This window comes from Arthrobacter sp. zg-Y895 (genome assembly GCF_020731025.1).
Classification (GTDB): domain Bacteria; phylum Actinomycetota; class Actinomycetes; order Actinomycetales; family Micrococcaceae; genus Arthrobacter_B.
The window spans coordinates 207,140-228,871 of the sequence record NZ_JAJFZY010000003.1 but is presented as its reverse complement, the minus strand read 5'-3'; the positions used below and the strand labels follow the sequence as shown (position 1 = coordinate 228,871).

Below are 21,732 nucleotides of genomic sequence, written 5' to 3'. Positions count from 1 at the left end.
CGGAAGGCAGGCAGCCCATGTCCACAGCATCTTCTCCTCCGGCCGCAGGCGCAGACTTCCGGTCCGGCCAGCTGCGGAACCTCATCGTGGCAACCATTGCCTCCACGGTGGGGTTCTGGGCCTGGACGATCATCGGGCCGCTCTCCAGCCGCTACGCCGCAGACATGGACCTGGGGGCCGGACAAACCTCGGTCCTTGTGGCCATGCCCATCCTGGTCGGCTCGGTGGCCCGGATCCCCGTCGGCGCCCTGACGGACCGATACGGCGGGCGCGTTATGTTCACCGTGATCCTGGGAGTGACGGCGCCGCTGGTGCTGCTCACCGGAATCGTCGGCCAGCAGGGAAACTTCCCGTTCCTGGTGGTCATCGCGTTCTTCCTCGGCATTGCCGGGACCGTCTTCGCGATCGGCATCCCCTTCTGCTCCGCCTGGTACGAACGCAGCCGGAAGGGCTTCGCGACCGGCGTGTTCGGGGCCGGCATGGTGGGGACGGCCGTGTCGGCGTTCTTCACCCCGCGGCTGGTGGCCGCCGTCGGCTACATGGGCACCCACATCACCATCGCCGTCGTCGTCGCGGCCATGGCGGTGCTGAGCTGGCTGATCCTGCGTGAATCCCCGGCCTGGTCACGACCCACGGAACCGGTGCTGCCGAAGATCACCCACGCCTTCACCCTGCGCGTCACCTGGCAGCTGTGCTTCCTGTACGGCGTGGTGTTCGGTGCGTTTGTGGCGTTCTCCAACTACCTGCCCACCTATCTGGGCAATGTCTACGATTACGACGCGACCGCGGCAGGAACCCGGACCGCAGGCTTCGCCGTGGCCGCCGTCATCGCCCGGCCGATCGGCGGCACCATCGCGGACAAGGTGGGGCCGAAGCTGGTCACGCTCGTTTCCTTTGCCGGCACGGCGGTCCTGGCCGTTATCGTTGCCCTCCGCCCGGAGGAAGAGGAGGTCTACGGTACGGCGTTCATCCTGATGGCCTTGTTCCTGGGGCTGGGCACCGGCGGAGTGTTCGCCTGGGTGGGCCGTGCCGCTCCGGCGCAGGATGTGGGTACCGTCGGCGGGATTATTGCCGCCGCCGGCGGGCTAGGCGGCTACTTCCCGCCGCTGGTTATGGGGGCAACCTATGACCCGGCGAACCGCAGCTATTTCGTGGGCCTGATGCTGCTTGCGGCTTTTGCCGCCGTCGCCCTGCTGCTGACGTTCACGGTGCGCAACGGCGGCAGGGTGGACACTCGCTCCGGTGCCTGAGCCCTTGGCCTCCGGAGGCCGGCGGGTAGAGTCGGAGCATGGGTGCAATTGAACTGATTCTGGTCCGTCACGGTGAATCCGCCGGCAACGTGGCCGCTACCCGCGCCGGCCGCGAGGGCGCCGAACGTATTGACCTTCCCTGGCGGGACCCCGACGTCCCGCTCAGCTCCGACGGCGAGGAGCAGGCTGAAGCGCTTGGCCGCTGGATTGCCGGGCTTCCCGCCGATGAGCTGCCCGAGTCTGTCTGGTGTTCACCCTACCTGCGGGCCCGGCAGACGGCCGAATTGGCGGGGCTGCCCGGCCTCACCGGCGTCATGCGGATTGACGAGCGCCTGCGGGACCGGGAACTGGGGATCCTGGACCTGCTGACCTCCGCCGGCGTCGCGGCGCGTTATCCCGAGGAAGCCGAACGCCGGTCCTGGCTGGGGAAATTCGCCTACCGTCCGCCGGGCGGCGAGTCCTGGGCCGACGTCGCGCTGCGGCTGCGTTCGGTGTTCCGGGACCTTGACGACGAGGAAGACGGCAAGCGTGTGGCAGTGGTTTGCCACGACGCCGTGATCCTGCTGATCCGCTACGTTTTGGAACGGATGAGCGAGCAGGAACTGCTGGACACCGCCGCCGCCAACAGCGTGCGGAACGGCTCAGTGACCCGGCTGGTGCGCCCCGCCGGCACCGGGCCCTGGAAGCTGCACACCTTCAACAGCGTGCTCCACCTGCAGGACAGTGGAGCACCGGTAACCGAACATGCAGGAGAAACTGATGACATCCACCCCCGCTGAGCTTGTTACCCCCGCGCTGCTGCGCGGCTGGCGGCTTTCCACCGAGGCCTCCGGCAAGGAGGACCGCGGCACCGTGCTGGTGGTCGGCGGAGCCCGGAGCACTCCGGGAGCGGTGATGCTGACCGGGCTTGCCGGGCTGCGGGTCGGCGCAGGCCGCCTGACCATGGGGTTGGCGGAATCGGCAGCGATCGCCGTCGCCGTGGCCATCCCCGAATCCGGGGTGGTGGGACTGCCCGAGGAAGACGGCGGGATTGACGGCGCTGCGGCAGGCAAGGTGCTCGAATCCGATCTTTCGACGGCGTCGGCAGTGGTAATCGGTCCCGGCCTGGACGACGCCGAGCAGGCCGCAGCGCTCCTGCAGTCAGTGGTTCCTCTGCTCGGGAAAAAGACGCAGGTGGTACTGGACGCCTTTGCCCTGGGAGTGCTGCCCGGGCTGCCGGAACTTTACGACACCCTGGCCGGCAGGCTGGTCCTGACCCCGAACGGTGCAGAAATCCTGCGTCTCCTCGAGGACGAGGATGCCGACGAAGACTCTCTGGACCTGCCGAAAGCCTCGCTGGAGGTGGCACGGAAATACTCCGCGGTGGTCAGCGCGCACAACGTCATTACCGCGCCTGACGGAAGGAGCTGGGAAGTGCCGGCCGGGAACTCGGGCCTGGGTACTTCCGGGTCCGGGGATGTCCTTGCCGGTGCGGTGGGAGGGTTCCTGGCCCGCGGTGCGACGCCGGAACAGGCAGCGTGCTGGGGCACCTATCTGCACGCGGTGAGCGGGGACCGGCTCTCCGCCTCGCGGGGACCGCTCAGCTTCCTGGCACGGGAACTGCTCGAGGCCATGCCGCCGGTGATCGCGGAGTTGAGCTAGCGAGGGCTGTATCCCGGCGGAACGGCCCATATCCTGAGGTAATGACAGCGAACGAATACCGGACCGGCCCTCCGGGGCGACCTGCGGCCCAAATTCCGTGGCTTTCCTACCGTTTCACCCGCCGTGACGCCGTGGCAGCAGGTTTCTACGTGTTGTTCCTGCTGGTCCTGAGCTTTGCGCCCGGACTCGTCATGCCTGTCCTGGTGCTGCTGGTTCCGGATCCGGTTGCAGCTGCCTACGTCCTGAACCTGGCGTTTTACGGGGTTGCCGGCCTCTTGGCTTTCCTCGCGGCCAGGCCCTACGTGGTGCGCGAAGCCAAGATCCTGGCCACTCGGCCGGTGCTGTCCCTGTCCCTGATTCCTGTCGGCGTCATCGCCATGCTTATTGTCACCATGATCGGGGCGTTGCTGAGCGGGCAGGTCGAAACGGCGGTGAACCAGGAAGCCGTGGAGGGATTTGTGGGGTCCGTTTCGCCGTGGCTGGTGGTGCCGCTGCTGGTGGTGCTGGCGCCCTTTGTCGAGGAGTACATTTTCCGGCACCTGCTGATCGGCAAGCTCAGCCGCTACTGGAATCTCTGGGGTTGCTGCATCCTGTCGGTCCTGTTGTTCGCCTCCATCCACATTGTGGGCAAGGAATCCCTGTCCCTCCCGGTGCTGATGCCCTACCTGGCGATGGGAGCCACCCTTGTGGGCATCTACGTCTGGGCCGGAAACAACTTCATGCTTTCCTACGGTGTGCACGCCGCCAAAAACCTGCTGGGTGTCATCCTCATCTACAGCGTGCCGCCGGAGCTGCTGCAGCAGTAGCTGCCGTCTGCCTTCTGGACAGCTAACGCCGGGGTCCGTGGCTGGCCTCGTAGCGGAGGGCACGCACCCCGACGTTCCCCTGCGACCGGTTTCCTCCGCGTAGCTTGCTCTGCCCCGGTATCCGTTGGGATCCCGGGGCGTAGCAGAACGGCTAGGAGCCGGCCTTTTCGATCCGCTCAGTTTCCGGGGCCCGAACCAGGGAGCCGTTGCATGGAACCACCTGCTCCGGCCGGGCCAAGTAGAAAAAAGAACTCCGGGCATCCGAATCGAATCCGCCGGGCACCATCAGTGTGGAATAGCGCTGGCACCACTGCGGGGTGTCGACGGCGGCCGCGAGCGCAGTGGCGACGGCCGGAACGTTGTGGAACCACATCAGGTGCTGGGTTCCGTCGGACACCAGATAGATGAGGTCCAGCTGCGGATCGGCCGTGACTTCGACGTCCGACCACTGCTCCCAGCCCTCGAGGCGGCGGCGATGGATCCAATGGATGTTGTGCCCCGGGGCGAAGCCGCTGCAGTTGCTGAGACCGGATTTGCTGACACTGGAAATGCTCACAGTGGGTTCCTTTGCAGGTTGTCCTTGCCTGCGACGTATGACGCAGGCCGCTTCGTCATCCGAACCACCCGCCGAACAGTGGGGTTGGTGTGGGGCCAGTCGGAGCTTTTGTGCCCGGTAAACCGGGCGAAGGCCACATCTCGTGAAGCTGAAACTACTGTAGCTGAGGCCACTGACATTTCGACAGAGGACCGTTTCCGGGTGTGCGGTTGTGCGCGTTCCGGTGGGTGCGTCGGGCGGTGCGATGGGGGTACGTTCCCGGTGGGTGCGCCGGGCGGACCGGAACGGCGGCAACGAAAATCCCTGCTCGCAGAGCTCGCAAGGATTATTAAAGCCGCCTAACCCGGCCCGTCCGGAGCCTGCGTTCCGCACCTCACCTGCCATCAACCCCGGGAGACCGCTGGACGAACATCCTCACGCTCGCCGCCGCAGGAGCTGGGGTCAGAACCCGCCACCGGAGACACGGGGGCCACATCCCGCCACCGGAGACACTGAGGAGCTGGGGCCCATGCGCCGCCGGAAGGTGACACCACACGCCGCCGCCGGAGGGGCTGGAGGAAGGCGGCTTTAATATTTCCCGCGAGCTCTGCGAGCGGGGAATTTCGTTGCCGCCGTTCCAGCCCCGCAGGGGGCGGACGCAGGGGACGAACTCTAGGGGGACCGCCCGCAGGGGGGCGAACTCTAGGGGGACCGCCCGCAGGGGGGGGGCGAACTCTAGGGGGACCGCCCGCAGGGGGGGCGAACTCTAGGGGGACCGCCCGCAGGGGGGGGCGAACTCTAGGGGGACCGCCCGCAGGGGGCGGGTCCGGCCCCAGGGACGAGACTTACCGCCAGCCGGCCCCCGGGGCCACAAGCTTGACGATGCTCTCCAGCAGATGTGCATTGTACTCCACGCCCAGCTGGTTCGGCACGGTCACCAGGACGGTATCGGCCTCCTGCACCGCGGCGTCCGCGGCCAGCTCTGCGGCAATGACGTCCGGTTCCCCGATGTAGCTCTTCCCGAACCGGGCCAAGCCGCCGTCGAGGTGGCCCACCTGGTCCCGGCCTTCGGCCTGCGCCCGCAGCCCGAAGTAGTGCCGGTCCTGCCCGGTCACCAGCGGAATGATGCTGCGGCTGACGGACACCCGCGGGGTGCCCTGGTGTCCGGCGTCGGCCCAGGCCTTCCGGTACACCGCGATCTGCTCGGCCTGCAGCTGGTCGAACGGCACCCCGGTGTCCTCGGTCAGGAGCGTGGAGCTCATCAGGTTCATGCCCTGCTCGCCGGTCCACTTGGCGGTGGCCCGGGTCCCGGACCCCCACCAGATCCGCTCCGGCAGTCCGGGGGACAGCGGGTCAATGGCCATGGCTCCGGTGCTGCCGGTCATGGCCGGATCAGCCTGCGCCACCCCGGCGCCGGCAATGGCGGCACGGAACACTTCGGTGTGCTGCCGGGCCATTTCCGCGTCGGAGGAATCCGGGCCGGGAACGTAGCCGAAGGACTCATAACCGCGCAGGGCAGGCTCGGGGGATCCCCGGCTGATGCCGAGCTGCAGCCTGCCGCCGCTGATCAGGTCCGCCACTGCGGCGTCTTCTGCCATCGCCAGCGGATTCATGTAGCGCATGTCGATCACGCCCGTGCCCAGCTCGATCCGGCTGGTCCGTGCCGCCATGGCGGAGAGCATGGGGAAGGGGGCGGAGAACTGCGGGGCGAAGTGGTGCACCCGCATGTACGCGCCGTCGACGCCGATTTCCTCGGCGGCGACCGTCAGTTCAATCTGCTGCAGTATTGCGTCCTGCGCACTGGGAGTCATCGATCCCACGGCATTCCGGTAATGTCCGAAGGACAGGAATCCTATTTTCTTCATACAAGCTCCAGCGCCGGAAACGCCGGCAGTATTCCCGGTCACCTGCGCCGAACCAGTGAAAGGAAACAGCCCCAGTGCACATCACCATGGTCCCGGGCTATCAGGGCTCACCACCGGAGCAGTGGCAGAGCCGCTGGGAGGCGGAGCTGCCGGACGTCACCCGCATCGCGCCGTCGTCGTGGGATGAACCCGAGCTGGAGGACTGGATGGCGGCGCTGGACCGGGCCGCCGGCGCGCAGAACGGTCAGACGGTCCTGGTGGCACACAGCCTGGGCTGCCTGGCGGCGGTGGAATGGCTGCTGCGCAACCCCGACGGCGCCCACGGGGTGTTCCTGGTCAGCCCGCCCGATCCCGTTGCCGCTTCGTTTCCGCAGGCCGCAGGAACGTTCCGGTCTCCGCGGATGCAGGAACTGCCCGTGCCCGGCCTGCTGATTGCCAGCGAGAGCGATCCGTACTGTGCGCTGCCGGCCGCGCAAAGCATCGCCGCGGCCTGGAAGGTGCCCGTTATTGATGCCGGCGAGCTGGCCCACATCAACGAAAAGAGCGGGGTGGGCTACTGGGAGCAGGGCCGCGACCTGCTCACGGCCTTCACAGCAGGGCTGGGGGAACCGGCCGCAATCGGATAAGAATGGGCACATGGACCTTCCAGTGATGCCCCCGGTTGCCCCGATGCTGGCCAAATCCGTCAGCGCCCTGCCCCGCGGGGACTACTTGTACGAACCCAAATGGGACGGATTCCGGTCCATCATTTTCCGGGACGGCGACGACGTCGAGATCGGCTCCCGGAACGAGAAGCCAATGACGCGGTACTTCCCTGAAATCGTCGAAGCCCTCAAAGCGAACCTGCCCGAGAGGTGCGTGCTGGACGGCGAGATCGTCATGGTGGCTCCGGACGGCAAACGGCTGGACTTCGAACTGCTGCAGCAGCGGATTCATCCCGCCGCCAGCCGGGTGAAACTGCTCGCGGAGGAAACCCCCGCCCGATTTGTGGCCTTCGACCTGCTGGCCCTGGGCGACGTCGACTACCGGGACCGGCCGTTCTCCGAACGCCGGGAGGCCCTGGTCCAGGCGCTGAAAACGGCACAGGCACCGGTGTCCGTCACCGCCGCCACCGACGACGCCGACCAGGCGCAGGACTGGTTCGGCCGTTTTGAAGGTGCCGGCCTGGACGGCGTGGTGGCCAAACCGCTGGACGGCCCGTACGCGCCGAACAAGCGCACGATGGCCAAGCTCAAGCACGAACGCACTGCGGACTGTGTGCTCGCCGGCTACCGGGTGCACAAATCCGGCCCCGATCTGATCGGCTCCCTGCTGCTGGGGCTCTACAACGACGACGGCGTGTTGGTGAACGTGGGCGCAGCAAGTTCCTTCCCGATGGACCGCCGCCGGGAACTGTTCGAGGAACTCCAGCCGCTGGTCGCCGTCGAGGACGGACACCCCTGGGCCGAGGGGGAGCAGGAGAAGGGCACGCGCACCCCGCGCAACTCCGAGGGCAGCCGCTGGAGCGGGAAAAAGGACTTCTCTTTCGTACCGCTGCGCCCGGAACGGGTAGTGGAGGTGCGCTACGACCACATGGAGGGGGAGCGGTTCCGCCATGTGGCCCAGTTTTCCCGCTGGCGGCAGGACCGGACGCCCGAATCCTGCACCTATGAGCAGCTGGAGGAGCCGGTGAAGTTCGATCTGGCGGAGGTGCTCGGGAGCTAGCGGAAACTGTCCGGCGGGGCTAGGCAGGGAAGCACATCGATGCCTAGCATTTTTTGTCAGCATCTCCGGTCCGCTGGACCGGCGGCCGCGGACACCCGCCCACAAGGAGCCGAAGATGATCCAGGCAGCCGACCTCGAAACCCTGCGCAGCGTTGTCCATGGTCCGCTGAACAGTCCAGGGGAGCCCGGGTACGCCGTAGACACCGCCGGCTTCAACCCCTCGTTGATCCAGCATCCCGATGCCGTGCTCGGTGCAGCCGACGTCGAGGATGTACAGAACGCCGTCCGCTGGGCCGCTGAGCGGGGCATCCCCGTCGGGATGCAGGCAACCGGCCACGGTGCTGCCGCCGCCATGGACGAGGGCCTGCTGATCAACACGTCCCGGCTGCAGGACCTGGCGGTGGACTCCGACGCAGGCACGGTCACCGTGGGTGCCGGCGTCAGCTGGCGCTCGGTGCTGGAGAAGACCGTGCTGCTCGGGCTTACGGGCCCGCACGGCTCCTCCGGAACGGTGGGAGTGGTGGGCTACGCGTCCGGCGGGGGGCTGCCGCTGATGGGCCGGGCGCTGGGATTCGCCAGCGACCACGTGCAGGCCATAGATGTTGTGACCCCCGACGGCAGCCTGAGGCACCTCGAAGCAGGCAGCGCCGAGGACGCCGGGTTGTTCGCGGCACTGCGCGGCGGCAAGGGCAACTTCGGCGTCATCACGGCCATGACGCTCGGGTTGACCCCGTTCCGGGAATTTTACGGCGGCGGCATCATGTACCCGGAAGATGCCGGCCCGGAGGCCCTGGCCGCCTTCCGTGCCTGGACACCCCAGCTGCCGACAAATGTTTCAGCGTCCCTGGCCTTCCTGCACCTGCCGGATGCCCCTTTCCTGCCCGAGGAACTGCGCGGTACCGCGCCGGTGCACCTGCGGTTCGCGGTGTTCGGCAGCCGGGAAGAGGGCGACACGCTGCTGGAACCCATGCGGCATGTCTCCGCGCCCTTCATGGATACGGCCGGACCGATGGACTACGGGGCAGTGGGCAGCATCCACATGGATCCGGACGAACCGGTGCCCGCCCTGGACCGCGGGACCCTGCTGGCCGAGCTGCCCGATGAACTGGCGGCCGGAGTGCTGGGCCAGGTGGGGCCGGGTTCGTATACTCCGCTGATGATGACGGAAATCCGGTTGATGGGCGGATCACTGGCTCTGGATCCTCCGTTCGAGGATGCGGTGTCAGGCCGGGAGGCAGCCTTCAACCTCTACTCCGTGGGACTCAACGTCCCGCCGGCTGCGGACGCCACAGCAGCCGCCCTCGATCGGCTCGACGTCGTCGTCGGCCCCTACGCTGCCGGCGCGCTGGTCAACCTCAGCGGACCGGCACGCACGGAGGCAGGCGCCCGGCCTGCGTGGGATCCGGAGGTTTTCGGGCGGCTGCAGGCGGCCAAGGCCGCCTACGATCCGCAGAACCTCTTCCGGTTCGGCCACGCGGTTCCGCTGCCGGTCTCCTGACGGCGGCCCGGACGGGAGGTTCTGGGCCGGGAGGTGCCGCCCGGCGGCATCCGCGTCTAGCGCCGTCCGCGGCAGCCGACCCCGAACTCGCTGCCCGCGTCCTCGAGGATGGCCGCGGTGTAGCCCTCCCGGTATCCCGTCTCCGTGGGATGCAGGTTGTACGGGCTTAGGAGATCGAAGATGATCCAGGAATCCGTGGACCCTACGCCGTGCCCGGCGAACTCATCCACCACGTCCACGAACACCCCGTTGTCCGGAACCTGTTCCGCGATGACCGTGTTCAAGGCATCGGTACCCCGTGTAAAGAGGGCCTGCGCCTCGGTACTGAGCGGTCCGGGGGTTCCGGGCTCAAACAGGTACGGATACCCCGTCACCACCAGGGTTGCCCTTGGAGCCAGTTCAGCGATCCGGGCAAACTCCGCTGCCAGCTGTGGTGCCAGGACGGTCTGTGCGTAAGCGGCAGCTTGATCGATGGCAGGGGCGCAGGTGGCCGGCAGCTGTGCCCCGGCGCAGGCGGCTACCACCGAAGCGAACCGGACGTCATCGCCGCCGATGGTCACGGTGACGGTGTCCGTCTTTCGATTCAGCAGGCCCCGGGCAGCGGCGTCGTCGATCTGCTCGGGAAGGTCCACCGGAGCGTCGGGCGGGGTTGTGAGAGCAGTGGCGCCCGAACAGGTGACATTACCGTCCAGCTCTACCCGGTCCAGGGCGTCCAGAAGCACGGGGTAGCCCTGTGCCGTCCGGCCGCAGGTGTCCAGTACGGGGCCGCCGCCGAAGCCGGAGGCATAGGAGTCACCGAACGCCACGTAGTCGACACTGCCGTGCCCCCGACCGTGCCCGCCGCCGTGCCCACCCCCATGCCCGTGTCCGCCGCCGTACCCGTGCCCGCCGCCGTGCCCACCCCCATGCCCGTGTCCGCCGCCGTACCCGTGCCCGCCGCGGTGCTCAACCGTATGCCCGCCGCGGGAATCGGGCCCGTGGGCACCGCCGGCGCTGGCCGGGGCAGCACCTCCGGCCAGGAGGGCAGTGGTAGTCACTGCCAGGACAGCCAGACGTCGGGACAGCAGCGGTTTGGGGCTCATCTCGTGCTCCTTAGCGGGGGTGCTGCAAACGTTCGAGGGCACGAGTCTGGCGCAGGGGAGGGACCCGCGGCAACCAGAGGTACACCATGTCGGCACGGCAGCAGTATTTAAAGTCCAACGGGTGTGGGAAGGGCCGCTTTCGGCTAGGGTGTCGATATACCGACCGCATGGTCAGTAATCCCGCGGCAGTGACGCCTGCAGGAGGACGGCTGCGGTTTCTTCCCGTTTCGAAAGGCAGCGAAATGACGGCCACCGCCATCGACGTCGAAACCGTTCCCAGCTACGTTCGGGGGTCCTGGTGGACACCGGATCCCGCAGGAGTCCGCGGAACCGAAGTGCACGATGCCAGCACCGGCGAGCTGCTGGCGCTGGTCAGCAGCGAGGGTCTGGACACCGCCGCCGTCGTCGACTATGCCCGAACCGTAGGGCAGGCCGAACTGGGGAAGTCCACCTTCCACCAGCGGGCCCTGCTGCTCAAGGAACTCGCAGTGCACCTCAATGCGCAGCGCGATGAGCTGTACGCCGTGTCCGCCCGCAGCGGCGCCACCCGGACCGATTCCCTGGTGGACATTGACGGCGGGATCGGTGTCCTGTTTGCCTACGGTTCCAAGGGCCGCCGCGAACTGCCGAACTCCAGCGTGATCATTGACGGCGGCGTGGAACAGCTCGCCAAGGACGGCTCGTTCCTGGGTGAGCACATCTACACCCGGATCCCGGGCGTCGCCGTGCAGATCAACGCCTTCAACTTTCCGGTCTGGGGCATGCTGGAAAAACTGGCCCCGGCGTTCCTCGCCGGGGTGCCGAGCATCGTCAAGCCCGCCAGCCCCACCGGGTACATCACGGCAGCGGCCGTGCGGATGATCGTGGACTCGGGCATCCTTCCCGCCGGATCCCTGCAGCTGATTTCCGGTTCCGCGCGGGACCTCCCGGACCACCTCGATTACCGGGACATGGTCTCCTTCACCGGCTCGGCCTCCACCGCCGAACGCCTGCGTGCCCATCCGCAGATCGCCGTAGGAGGTGTCCGTTTCACGGCGGAAACGGATTCGTTGAACGCGGCGATCCTGGGTCCGGACGCCGTTCCCGGTACCCCCGAGTTTGACGCCTTCATCCGCTCCCTGGTCACCGAGATCACGGCCAAGGCCGGCCAGAAATGCACCGCAATCCGCCGGGCCATCGTCCCTGCCGGGCTGGTCGATGATGTGGTTGCCGCGGCCGGGGAGCGCATCCGCGGGCGCGTGGTCCTGGGCGATCCGCGTGCGGAAAACGTGACCATGGGTGCCCTGGCCTCCCGGGAGCAGCTCGACGGCGTCCGGGAAGCGGTGCAGCGGATGCTGGCGGCCGGCGCGCAGCTGGCGCTGGGGTCGTTGGACGCCCCCGACGTCGTCCGTGCCGACGGAAGCGAGGGAACCTCGCCGGACGGCGCCTTCATGGAGCCGCTGCTGCTGACCTGGCCGGACAACGACGCGGATGCCCTGCACAATATCGAAGCGTTCGGCCCCGTGGCCTCGGTGGTGGGCTACACCGAGGTCGCCGACGCCGTCCGGCTGGCCGCGCGGGGCGGAGGATCGCTGGTCGCTACGGTATGCACCAATGACCCGGACGTGGCCCGGGAAGTGCTTACCGGCATCGCCGGACACCACGGTCGGGTATTGTTCCTGAACCGCGAAGACGCCCGTTCCTCCACCGGGCACGGTTCGCCCGTGCCCCACCTGGTGCACGGCGGTCCGGGCCGTGCCGGCGGCGGCGAGGAGCTGGGTGGCATCCGTGCGGTGCGGCATTACATGCAGCGCACCGCGGTGCAGGGCTCACCCAATATGCTCACCGCCCTCACCGGTATCTGGCATCCGGGGGCGGACCGCCGGTTCGACGCCGGACATCCGTTCCGCAAGCACCTCAGTGAGCTGCGGGTGGGCGACGCCGTGCGGTCGGATCTGCGGGAAGTGACCCTTGAGGACATCGCCGCTTTTGCGGAGACCACCGGGGACACGTTCTACGCCCACACGGACGCCGCAGCCGCGGAGGCGAATCCGTTTTTCCCGGGCATCGTGGCGCACGGCTACCTGCTGCTGTCCTGGGGTGCGGGCCTGTTCGTGGATCCTGCGCCGGGGCCGGTGCTGGCCAACTACGGACTGGAAAACCTGCGGTTCCTGACGCCGGTGGCCGCGGGGGACTCCATCCGTGTGACGCTGACCGCCAAGAAGATCACGCCGCGTGAAACGGACGGGTACGGCGAGGTGGCCTGGGACGCGGTGCTGACCAACCAGAACGACGAACTGGTGGCTACCTATGACGTGCTGACCCTGGTGGAGAAGTAAGTTCCCGGAAGGGGGCGGGCCAGGATTTCGGGCTAGGCATTCCGTTTGCGGTAGGCCTGCATCTTCGTGCGGGCGCCGCAGATCTCCATGGCGCACCAGGTTCCGCCCCGGTTGCGTGAAGTGTCGAAGAAGACCCAGCGGCAGACGTCCCGCCGGCACGCTTTCAGGCGCTGAAGCTGGGCCGGATCGGCATGGACCAGGACGGCACCGATGCGGGCGAGTGCCTCGCGCACCGGGGGCTGGGGGACCGGTTCGACGCGCGGCTCCCCTCCGGAGGCCACGACCCGAACCGGAAGCTGCTCCAGGGCACGGTCCAGGCGCTCCAGGCCGGTGACGACGTCGGGTGCCGGCGTGCCGTGCAGGTGCCCGCCGTCGTCGTGCGCAGCCGCGCGGTCCCCGCCGTCGTGGTGCGTGAGGAAGAGGGAGCGCAGCCCCTCCCGTAGGTCGAGCGCCAGGGCAAGATCCTCCTCAGTAGCCTGCGTGCCTGCCCCGACCAGCCCGTAGCCGGCCAGCCAGTCCGCCAGTCCGCCGGGGTTGTCCAGTGCGTCCTTCTCGGCTTCCCGGTCCGCAGTATTGGCGAACACCTGGAGGAGCCGCAGGGGAGCAGGGGCCGGTGCGCGCCCGCCCGGCTCCGGGTATCCGCTGTCCGCAGGAACATTTTGTTCCGAAGTGTTACCGCTCATAGGCGATTGCCGGTAACGTGTGCCGGAGCAACGGACAAGGACAAGCCGGCAGGGGACCCAGGTATGCACGCATCAGCGCGATCAAGGATGGCTCGTCGTCCCGACCGCATGACTCGATTCTTCGTCGCAGTGGGTCTCCATATCCGGCACATGCCTTCATTATTGCCCGTCACCTCCGCCAACGCGGTGCAGCGGAGGGTCTCGGTATGAAGGACCCAAGCTGGGTGCTGCTGCGCACCGACCGCAGTTTCCGCCGCTACTGGCTGGGGCAGGGCGCTGCCAGTGCCGGCGCCCAGGTCACGGGCATCGCCGTTCCGCTGGTTACAGCCATCGCCCTCGATGCCGGGCCGGCGGCGGTCAGCCTTGTCGCTGCGGCCGGCACGCTGCCGTACCTGTTGTTCTCGCTGGTGGCCGGCCATCTCCTGCAGGGGCGGGACCAGCGGCGCTCCATGGTGGCGGCCGATCTTGCCCAATGCGTGCTACTGGCACAGATTCCCCTGGCCTGGGCCGGGGGATGGCTCAGCGTCCCCCTGCTGGCAGCAGTCACCTTCCTCAGCGGCTGCTGCGCCCTGATCTTCGGGTTATCGGCCTTCGCCTTTGTCCCCGCCCTCGTTACGGATCAGGACCTCGCGCCGGCCAACCGTGCCGTCCAAGCCACTCGGACCGTTACGGAAATCGGCGGCCCGGGGCTGGCCGGTCTGCTGGTCTCGGCGGTGGGTGCTCCCGGCGCCTTGATCGCCACCATGCTTGGACATCTGGCTTCCGCTGCGGGAGTGGCCTCGAGCCGCCCCCGGGAACAACGTGCCGTTGCGGCGGCTCCGGCGTCGAGGGCCTCGATACCTGCGGGGGAGGAGAACCGGAGCCCGGTTCCGGAGAAGCGGCCCACGCTCCTCACCGGACTGCGGATCCTGTTCGGTGACCGCCATCTGCGCGCCTTGACCGTCCATGCGGCCACCTATAACGCGGCGGAACAGATCCTGATGCTGAACCTGATTCTCTGGGCGGTGCAGCAGCAGGACGTCGGTGTTGGTGCGTACGGCCTGGCGCTGGCCGGAGCCGGAGTCGGCGGTCTGCTCGGCACCCTGGTTGCGCTCCGCCTGGCCGACAAAGCAGGCCTTGGCCCGGCATTCGCCGTTTCGCTGGTGCTCTCCTGCGCGGTTCCGCTGTTGCTGCCGGTCTGGCCGTTAACCGGATGGACAATGGCGGGGGTCATTGCTGCAGTCATGTTGCTGCGTGGTATCGGCGAGGGCAACGCCAATGTCTACTCGCTGACGATGCGCCAGCAGCTCATTCCGAAGGATGAACTCACCCGCTCAGCCGGTGCCTATACCCAGGTGATGTACGGCTCGATTCCGCTGGGCGCCCTGCTGGCCGGCGTCGTCGGCGAAACGCTGGGGGTCCGCGCCGGCGTCCTGATCGGCGCCGTCGGGCTGGTGCTCTCCGCGGTTCCGATGCTCACCCCCGTGTTCCTGCGGCTCCGTACCATCCCTAGTCCCGGCCGCCGCTTAACGTCCCGGCCTGCAGGGGCCGGGGACAGGGTCAGCTGACACGGAACCAGACGTCACCCATTTGTTCCCGCCGCCAAACCTGCCGAGGCCCGCCGTTCTCTCGGACGCGGTCAGTCAGCCACAAGGTGCTGTCCGGGTCCCAGCCTGCGATCACTGAGGAGGTGCCGGCGTCGACGGGGAGGGCATGCCCTGCACTGCCGAGGTAGCCCAGGACAGTCAGGTGCACGGCGTCCCATTGTCCGGCTGCGCGTTCCCAGTCCGGGATCACCCAGCGGCCGGCGCGTCCCGTGGTGCGAAACCAGTCATGTCGGCGGGAGGCCGTGACCTCCAGCGGATAGGCACGGCACAGGGTAGTCCAGTCCTCGGGGGAGCGGATGTGGAGGATCCTGCCGATGCCGCTGACCGGAATTGCGGTCGCTTCTTCCACATCACTCGAGTCCTCGACGAGGCTCAATCCTGCGGGAATCTGCCCGACGGTGCGGACCAGCCCGAGCGGGATGGACCACCAGCTTCCGCTGAAAGGTGCCCGCGGATCCTGCGGCCGGTCCTTGGCGGCCAGCGCTTCCTCGGTGCGGACAGCTGTGCCCCACTTCTGCAGGGTGCCTTGGGGATCCCGGGGCAGGGGTGCCGGGTCCTCCGCCGGCCGCCAGTCGATGGCCCACTGTTCCGGCGGGCCGGGTCGGCCCCACCACTGTGCTGCCGGTGCGCCCAGCGCCCCTTCAGCCACGTGGTGAAGGGCGTTGCGGATGACCGGGAGTGCGGCCAGCACATCCTCACCGTCGGGTTCCTGCCAGTACCGTGCCGTGTCGACGGACCGTTGGAGGGCCGCCTGGATCTGTTCGCCGTCCAGGCGGCGGAGATCCAGAGACAGAATCCCGGCTGCGAGGTGATCGGGCGAGGGCAGGTCACCGGGGCCGGCGGAGCCGAACAATACCGTCGAAGTTCCTTTCCCAGGGTCGAGTTCGTAGCCCAGCCAGAACACCGCCGAGCGGATATCCGGATCCAGCTCGGCCGCAAGTTCAAGGCACAGGCGCCGTCCGCGCGGTCCCTCAACGAGCTGTTCTGCCGGCGACATCATGCGCCCATCCTTGCACGCCGGACCGGCTCAGCAGCTGCCGCGCCGGGTCGCCCACAACGCCACCTTCCTCTTCCAGCTCACTTGTTGGGGCTCTGCCGGTGCTGGTAGGTCTGTGCGGACACGTAGCCCACGAAAAGGGCACCAGGAAGTCCGATCAATGCCTTGTTGTCCGAAGCGAAGGCCAGAAAGGCCGCAACGGCGAGAAAACATAAAAAGGCAACAGCGATCCGGGCAGGCAGTTTCATGAATACTCCTCACATACGCGTGCCGCGGCACGATGCTTCGGTAAGAGCAGGCTAAGCGCTTCGGATTCAAGGCAGGGACAGGGAGGCTACCTGTCTTTTAGCGGAAAGCACTGCCCTCAAGAGCGGCGGGTGTGCAACCCGTCAAAGACCATGGTGATGATGTTGTCCGCAAGCTTCTGCGCGGGCAGCGGACCGCCGGGTTTGTACCATTCCACGATCGAGTTGATGGTGCCGAACAGCAGGCGCGTGGTGGTGCGCGGATCAATGTCGCTCCGCACCGACCCCTCGCGCCGGGCCGCGTCCACGAGTCCCGCCACCCGGTGGTCGAACTCCCGGCGCCGGGCCAACGCACTGCGTTCAACGTCGGTGTTGCCCCGGAGCCGCAGTAGCAGCGTGACGAACGGCAGTCGCTCCGTCAGCACCTCGATGGTGCCGCGCAGCACGAATTCCAGCCGGGCATCCGCGGCACCGGCCGAAGCCCGCGGATCATCCAGCACCGCCTCGAGCCCGTCCAGCGCATAGTCCAGCGCCAGGCGCAGCAGATCACCCTTGGACGGCACATGGTGGTAGATCGCCGACTTCGTGATGCCCAGGTTCTCGGCCAGGATTCCCATGGACGTGGCTTCATAGCCGTGCCGGTTGAAGACGTCCACGGCCACGTTCAGTACTGTCTGCTGGTCGTATCCCGGCCGGCCCCGGCGCGGCCCGGACGCGGTGCCGGACGCCGGGTCGGAGGCAGGGCCGACGGCGGCGGCGGACGCGGCGGATCCAGCATCGGCAGCGGGAACGGGAGCAGGTTCGGAGGAAGCTCCGGCGGCGGCAGGCATGGCGCTATTTTCCCACGTCAACGGGCGGTTCACCGCGCTGAGGCGGTATCGGTGCCGCGGCGCAGGTCGTAGATCCGGCGGAGCTTGCCGCTGGAGCGTGCCAGCGTCCCGGGGTCGACCACCTCAACGAGGCAGGAGGAACCGACGTGGATCTTGACCTGCGCGGCGAGCTCCGATGCCGCCGCCGCGGAGTCCGGCGTCGTGGAATCCTCACGGCGCTCGATCCGGACCGTGAGCTCATCCATGCGTCCCGGGCGGGTGATTTCCAGCTGGAAGTGCGGGCTCAGGGCCGGGATGCGCAGGGCGATTTCCTCGATCTGGGTGGGGAAGAGGTTGACGCCGCGCAGGATGATCATGTCGTCGCTGCGGCCGGTGATGCGTCCCATCCTGCGCATGGATGGCCGGGCAGTGCCGGGCAGCAGGCGGGTGAGGTCATGGGTCCGGTAGCGGATGATCGGCAGCGCCTCTTTGGTCAGGGAGGTAAAAACCAGCTCGCCCGGTTCGCCGTCGCCCAGGACCCGGGTCTCGTCAAACGGGTCGATGATCTCCGGCCGGAAGTGATCCTCCCAGATATGGGCCCCGTCCTTGCTCTCCACGCACTCGCCGGCCACGCCCGGCCCCATGACTTCCGAGAGCCCGTAAATGTCGCACGCGTCCAAGTCCATCAGCGTTTCGAGTTCGTGCCGCATTTCCTCGGTCCACGGCTCCGCCCCGAGAACCGCGTTCTTCAGCGAAGTCGAGCGCGGATCGATGCCGGCCGCTGCCATCGCATCGGCAATGGCCAGCAGGTAGGTGGGCGTGCAGAGGATGGTGTCCGGTTCGAAGTCCACGATGAGCTGGACCTGCCGCTCCGTCTGCCCGCCGGAAACGGGGATCACCGTGCAGCCGAGTCTCTCCGCGCCGAAGTGGGCCCCCAACCCGCCGGTGAAGAGACCGTAACCGTAGGCATTGTGCACCTTGTATCCCTGACGCACTCCGGAGGCACGCAGCGAACGGGCCACCAGGGAGCTCCAGCGGTCCAGGTCCCCGGCCGTGTAGCCGACGACGGTGGGCCGCCCCGTGGTTCCGGAGGAGGCGTGGATGCGGGCCACCTGCTGCTGCGGGACGGCGAACATGCCAAACGGATAGGTAGAGCGCAGGTCCTCCTTCGTGGTGTACGGGAACCGAGCGAGGTCGCTTAGTTCGCCCAGGTCGGAGGGGTGCACACCGGCGTCGTCGAACTTGCGCCGGTACAGCGGAACCCGTTCGTACGCGTAGGCGACGGTCTGCTTCAAACGCTTCAACTGGAGGGCCTCCAGTTCGTCCCGGCTCATGCGTTCCTCCGGGTCCAGCGTCGAAGGATCGGCTGCGGCGGACTTGATCGGAGCGGAGGGGGCTCTCATGGGCGGCCTTCGGTCGAGGCGCCGGACGGTGTCCGGGCGGGGTTGGGGATGGTGCGCGAGCGTCCGCGGAAGAGGGCGACCACGGCGGCGGTCCCGTCGGGACGTTCGGACCGCACCTCAACGTCGTAGACGCCGCTGCGGCCGTTGCCGGCACGGTGCTCGGCGGAAGCAGTCAGCCGGTCACCCGCCCTGGCCGGAGCCAGGAAGGTGACGTCGGCACCGGCAGCCACCGTGATGTGCTCCCGTTCCCGTGCCGGCCCGCCGTCTTCCGGATTGCAGGCCAGGGCGAAGGCCGTGTCGGCAAACGCGAAGACCATCCCGCCGTGCCCGATGCCGAAACCGTTGACCATCTGCGGGCGGAGAAGCATCGAAATACGTGCCGTGCCGGAGCCGATTTCCAACACATCGATGCCCATCCAAGCCGAGGCGGCGTCGTCGACCAGGAGAGGATGGGCCGGGGATGTGTCCCGGGGAACCTCGGTGTCAGCCATGGGACCTCTTTTCTTTACCGAATGTTCATTAGGTAATCCCGCCATGCGTTCGGCTGTCAAGGATTCCGGCGGTCCCGGCAGGCAGACCTTCCTGCGGACCGAACTTACAGACAGTCGGGGATCGGCCGGAGGCCGTGGCGTACCCTAGTGAGGTGACTCTCTCTGCGGCCACAGCCGTCTCCGGTCCTGTCCGCCCTCCAACGTCTTCCCTTTTGCCTGAGTGGCTGGACCCCCAGGTATTCCTTGCCGACCCGGCCCTCGCACCGTGGGTGGTCCTGATGGTCTGCGGCATCGTGTTTGCAGAAACCGGGCTGCTTATCGGCTTCTTCCTGCCGGGGGATTCCCTCCTGTTTACCGCCGGGCTCCTGGTGGCTACGGGCACCATCGACATTAACGTGTGGCTGCTTGCTGTCCTGGTCTTCATCAGTGCCTTTGTAGGGGACCAGACGGGCTATTACATTGGCAGGAAGGCCGGCCCCGCCGTCTTCAACCGGCCGGACAGCAGGCTCTTCAAACGGGAGAACGTAAGACGCGCCCAGGTGTTCTTTGACCGCCACGGCGGCAAAGCCGTGATCCTGGCCCGGTTCGTACCTGTGGTTCGGACCTTCACCCCGGTGGTGGCCGGTGTTGCCGAGATGAACTACAAGGCGTTCGTCTCGTTCAACGCGGTGGGCGCGTTCGTCTGGGGCGTCGGCGTGACCCTCCTGGGCTACGTCCTCGGTGACCGTGTGCCCTTTGTCCGGGAAAACCTCGACCTGATCTTCGTGGCTGTGGTGGTGCTCTCCGTGATTCCGATTGTCATTGAGGTTCTGCGCCAGTCCCACAAGGCCGCAACCAAGGATGATGACGAGGAGGACGACGGCAAGGACAGCAGCACCGAAGCCGCTGCTTCAGCAACCGAAGCCGGCGCCGTACCGGAGCGCAACGCCGAGACCGCACGTGCCTCCGACGTCGTCGAACACTCCGGCCGCCACACCGGTCCCGCGGAGGGCCGCCACACCGGTCCCGCGGAGGGCCGCCGTGTCACCGCACCGAAGCCGAACGTGGAAGGTGCAGGCGCGGTCGAGTAGCCGTCGAAGCCCCGGCTGGAGAATGTTCAGCGCAAGCAGGCCCGGACCGATTGGTCCGGGCCTTTTTTGTGCCCGCAGGAGCCGTGCGCGGAGGCATTCCTCGGTAACGATTTTGTAACCGCCGGGCCGCCATCTGCGGTTTGACCTGCGGATACGCAGCCGAGATCACTTTTACGAAAAGTGTGGGAGCGCTCCCACTTGACATGTGATTCAGCACACATCACGATTGGCTCATCGCTTGTGGGAGCGCTCCCACCATTTTTCTTGGCAGCCGGTTCGGCAGCAGGGCGCATCCGTAAGGCAGCGGCACGGAACGCGGAGGTACCGCGGACACTCGTGCTTCGACACCCGGATTATGACAAAGGAGTCAGCAATGAGTACCAAACCCACTTCCGCCGGCCGTGCACGCCGCGGACCTGCGCTTGCCGCATCCGTTGCAGCCGCAGCCCTTCTCCTGACCGCATGCGGCGGGGGAGACGACGGAGCTTCCGAAGGAGGGGACGGCCAGGTCACGCTCAGCATCAGCACCTTCAACGAGTGGGGCTACGAGGAGCTGCTCGAGGAGTACCAGGAGGCGAACCCCGACATCAAGATCGTGCATGACAAGAAGGCCACCTCCAACAATGCCCGGGACAACCTGAACACCAAGCTCGCTGCCGGTTCGGGCCTCTCGGACATCGAGGGCATCGAAGTGGACTGGCTGCCGGAACTCAAGCAGTACCCGGACCAGTTCGCGGACCTGGCCAGCCCCGAGGTGGAAGGCCGCTGGCTGGACTGGAAGGTCGAGGGCGCGACCACGGAGGATGGAAAGCTGATCGGCTACGGCACCGACGTCGGCCCTCAGGCTATCTGCTACCGCTCGGACCTGTTCGCAGCAGCGGGCCTGCCGACGGACCGCGAGGAAGTTGCGGAGCTGCTCGAAGGCGACTGGGACCACTACTTCGAAATCGGCGAACAGTTCACGGCGAAGTCCGACGCCGCCTGGTACGACTCCGCAATGTCCGCCTACCAGGGCATGATCAACCAGGTCGAGAACGCCTACGAGGAAAACGACGGAACGGTCATCGCCACCGAGAACCCCGAAGTGAAGGACATCTACAACCAGGTGCTCGAGAACTCCGTGGACAAGGATCTCTCCGCTCACCTGCAGCTGTGGTCCGACGATTATGAGGCAGGCTTCCAGAGCGGTGCCTTCGCCACCACCTTCTGCCCGGGCTGGATGCTGGGCAGCATCGAGGGCAACGCTGCCGGTGTCGAAGGCTGGGACATCGCCAACGTCTTCCCGGGCGGCGGCGGAAACTGGGGCGGCTCCTACCTGACCGTTCCCACGCAGGGAAAGAACCAGGAAGAGGCCATCAAGCTGGCACAGTGGCTCACCGCTCCGGAGCAGCAGATCAAGGCTTTTGCCTCCAAGGGCACCTTCCCCAGCCAGGTCGAGGCCTACGAGATGGAAGAGCTGACGGGCTCAACCAACGCGTTCTTCAATGACGCTCCGGTGGGCGAGATCCTTGCCGACCGCGCTGAAGCCGTGACTGTTACCCCGTTCAAGGGACAGAACTACTTCGCCATCAATGACTCGATGCAGCAGGCGCTGGACCGGGTAGACGTCCTCAAATCCGATGACCCCGAGTCTTCGTGGAAGAAGTTCGTCACCGGAGTCGAAGCGCTCCAGTAGCATCCACAGGCGTCCGGTGCCTGCGGCCGCGTAAGAGCGGCCGCAGGCACCGGAACCACACTTCGACACCCCTT

General features: G+C 67.2%; 20 protein-coding genes and 1 riboswitch. Of the genes, 11 read left to right on the top strand and 9 right to left on the bottom strand.

The genetic code is table 11. The annotated features are described in order from the left end of the window. Window positions 1-17 precede the first annotated feature (17 nt). The 4 genes from LJ760_RS02790 to LJ760_RS02775 are packed head-to-tail and all read left to right on the top strand — an operon-like array spanning window position 18 to window position 3,697. Complete coding sequence (locus tag LJ760_RS02790; RefSeq protein ID WP_227919035.1) at window positions 18-1,250, top strand: MFS transporter; 1,233 nt, start codon at window positions 18-20, stop codon at window positions 1,248-1,250. 38 nt (window positions 1,251-1,288) lie between these two features. Further along, window positions 1,289-2,029: a histidine phosphatase family protein gene (locus LJ760_RS02785; protein WP_227919033.1), complete on the top strand. Its 741-nt coding sequence runs from the start codon at window positions 1,289-1,291 to the stop codon at window positions 2,027-2,029. Next, complete coding sequence (locus LJ760_RS02780) at window positions 2,010-2,891, top strand: NAD(P)H-hydrate dehydratase (RefSeq protein WP_227919031.1); 882 nt, start codon at window positions 2,010-2,012, stop codon at window positions 2,889-2,891. Before LJ760_RS02785 ends, LJ760_RS02780 begins: the two co-directional genes overlap by 20 nt. Window positions 2,892-2,932: 41 nt before the next feature. Beyond that, on the top strand, window positions 2,933-3,697 hold the full coding sequence (locus LJ760_RS02775) for a CPBP family intramembrane glutamic endopeptidase (protein ID WP_227919029.1): 765 nt from the start codon (window positions 2,933-2,935) through the stop codon (window positions 3,695-3,697). Between the two features lie 151 nt (window positions 3,698-3,848). On the opposite strand, the gene LJ760_RS02770 is transcribed toward LJ760_RS02775, so the two are convergent. Then, window positions 3,849-4,253, bottom strand: a complete 405-nt coding sequence (locus tag LJ760_RS02770; RefSeq protein ID WP_227919025.1) for a hypothetical protein — start codon at window positions 4,251-4,253, stop codon at window positions 3,849-3,851. A 15-nt stretch (window positions 4,254-4,268) separates the two neighbouring features. Then, window positions 4,269-4,401, bottom strand: a riboswitch (SAM riboswitch). A 676-nt stretch (window positions 4,402-5,077) separates the two neighbouring features. Further along, window positions 5,078-6,097: an LLM class flavin-dependent oxidoreductase gene (locus tag LJ760_RS02765; protein WP_227919023.1), complete on the bottom strand. Its 1,020-nt coding sequence runs from the start codon at window positions 6,095-6,097 to the stop codon at window positions 5,078-5,080. A 74-nt stretch (window positions 6,098-6,171) separates the two neighbouring features. On the opposite strand from LJ760_RS02765, the gene LJ760_RS02760 reads away from it, so the two are divergent. The 3 genes from LJ760_RS02760 to LJ760_RS02750 all read left to right on the top strand — a co-directional run bounded on the left by LJ760_RS02760 (window position 6,172) and on the right by LJ760_RS02750 (window position 9,299). Then, window positions 6,172-6,723, top strand: a complete 552-nt coding sequence (locus tag LJ760_RS02760; RefSeq protein WP_227919014.1) for an RBBP9/YdeN family alpha/beta hydrolase — start codon at window positions 6,172-6,174, stop codon at window positions 6,721-6,723. A gap of 10 nt (window positions 6,724-6,733) precedes the next feature. After that, on the top strand, window positions 6,734-7,801 hold the full coding sequence (locus LJ760_RS02755) for an ATP-dependent DNA ligase (RefSeq protein WP_227919012.1): 1,068 nt from the start codon (window positions 6,734-6,736) through the stop codon (window positions 7,799-7,801). 115 nt (window positions 7,802-7,916) lie between these two features. After that, window positions 7,917-9,299: an FAD-binding oxidoreductase gene (locus LJ760_RS02750; RefSeq protein WP_227919010.1), complete on the top strand. Its 1,383-nt coding sequence runs from the start codon at window positions 7,917-7,919 to the stop codon at window positions 9,297-9,299. A gap of 56 nt (window positions 9,300-9,355) precedes the next feature. Here the strand turns inward: LJ760_RS02750 and LJ760_RS02745 are convergent, their stop codons facing one another. Beyond that, complete coding sequence (locus tag LJ760_RS02745; protein WP_227919008.1) at window positions 9,356-10,381, bottom strand: SGNH/GDSL hydrolase family protein; 1,026 nt, start codon at window positions 10,379-10,381, stop codon at window positions 9,356-9,358. A gap of 242 nt (window positions 10,382-10,623) precedes the next feature. Between LJ760_RS02745 and paaZ the strand changes: the two genes are divergently transcribed. Then, the gene (paaZ, locus tag LJ760_RS02740) at window positions 10,624-12,699 is read left to right on the top strand and encodes a phenylacetic acid degradation bifunctional protein PaaZ (RefSeq protein ID WP_227920883.1); all 2,076 of its coding nucleotides are present in this window, start codon (window positions 10,624-10,626) and stop codon (window positions 12,697-12,699) included. 32 nt (window positions 12,700-12,731) lie between these two features. On the opposite strand, the gene LJ760_RS02735 is transcribed toward paaZ, so the two are convergent. Next, window positions 12,732-13,382 (bottom strand): CGNR zinc finger domain-containing protein, encoded by a 651-nt coding sequence (locus LJ760_RS02735; protein ID WP_227919007.1) that lies wholly within the window; start codon window positions 13,380-13,382, stop codon window positions 12,732-12,734. Window positions 13,383-13,588: 206 nt separating this feature from the next. Here LJ760_RS02735 and LJ760_RS02730 point away from each other — a divergent pair, with 206 nt between their 5' ends. After that, a complete protein-coding gene (locus LJ760_RS02730; RefSeq protein WP_227919006.1) occupies window positions 13,589-14,929 on the top strand; it encodes an MFS transporter in 1,341 nt (446 codons plus the stop codon). Here LJ760_RS02730 and LJ760_RS02725 read toward each other — a convergent pair. The 5 genes from LJ760_RS02725 to LJ760_RS02705 form a co-directional block, all read right to left on the bottom strand. Beyond that, window positions 14,922-15,968, bottom strand: a complete 1,047-nt coding sequence (locus LJ760_RS02725) for a hypothetical protein (protein WP_227919005.1) — start codon at window positions 15,966-15,968, stop codon at window positions 14,922-14,924. The two genes, LJ760_RS02730 and LJ760_RS02725, sit on opposite strands and share 8 nt — an antisense overlap. 77 nt (window positions 15,969-16,045) lie before the next feature. After that, window positions 16,046-16,213 carry a hypothetical protein gene (locus LJ760_RS02720; RefSeq protein WP_227919004.1) on the bottom strand — a complete coding sequence of 56 codons (168 nt, stop codon included), beginning with the start codon at window positions 16,211-16,213 and terminating at the stop codon, window positions 16,046-16,048. 116 nt (window positions 16,214-16,329) lie between these two features. Further along, complete coding sequence (locus LJ760_RS02715; protein WP_227919002.1) at window positions 16,330-17,040, bottom strand: TetR/AcrR family transcriptional regulator; 711 nt, start codon at window positions 17,038-17,040, stop codon at window positions 16,330-16,332. A gap of 29 nt (window positions 17,041-17,069) precedes the next feature. Then, complete coding sequence (paaK, locus tag LJ760_RS02710; RefSeq protein WP_227919000.1) at window positions 17,070-18,422, bottom strand: phenylacetate--CoA ligase PaaK; 1,353 nt, start codon at window positions 18,420-18,422, stop codon at window positions 17,070-17,072. Next, on the bottom strand, window positions 18,419-18,913 hold the full coding sequence (locus LJ760_RS02705) for a hotdog fold thioesterase (protein ID WP_227918998.1): 495 nt from the start codon (window positions 18,911-18,913) through the stop codon (window positions 18,419-18,421). The genes paaK and LJ760_RS02705 overlap by 4 nt, the downstream gene beginning before the upstream one ends. Window positions 18,914-19,065: 152 nt before the next feature. On the opposite strand from LJ760_RS02705, the gene LJ760_RS02700 reads away from it, so the two are divergent. Together LJ760_RS02700 and LJ760_RS02695 are read left to right on the top strand one after the other, a co-directional pair. Then, complete coding sequence (locus LJ760_RS02700; protein ID WP_331460700.1) at window positions 19,066-19,983, top strand: DedA family protein; 918 nt, start codon at window positions 19,066-19,068, stop codon at window positions 19,981-19,983. A 373-nt stretch (window positions 19,984-20,356) separates the two neighbouring features. Next, a complete protein-coding gene (locus LJ760_RS02695) occupies window positions 20,357-21,658 on the top strand; it encodes an ABC transporter substrate-binding protein (RefSeq protein WP_227918996.1) in 1,302 nt (433 codons plus the stop codon). Window positions 21,659-21,732 lie beyond the last annotated feature (74 nt).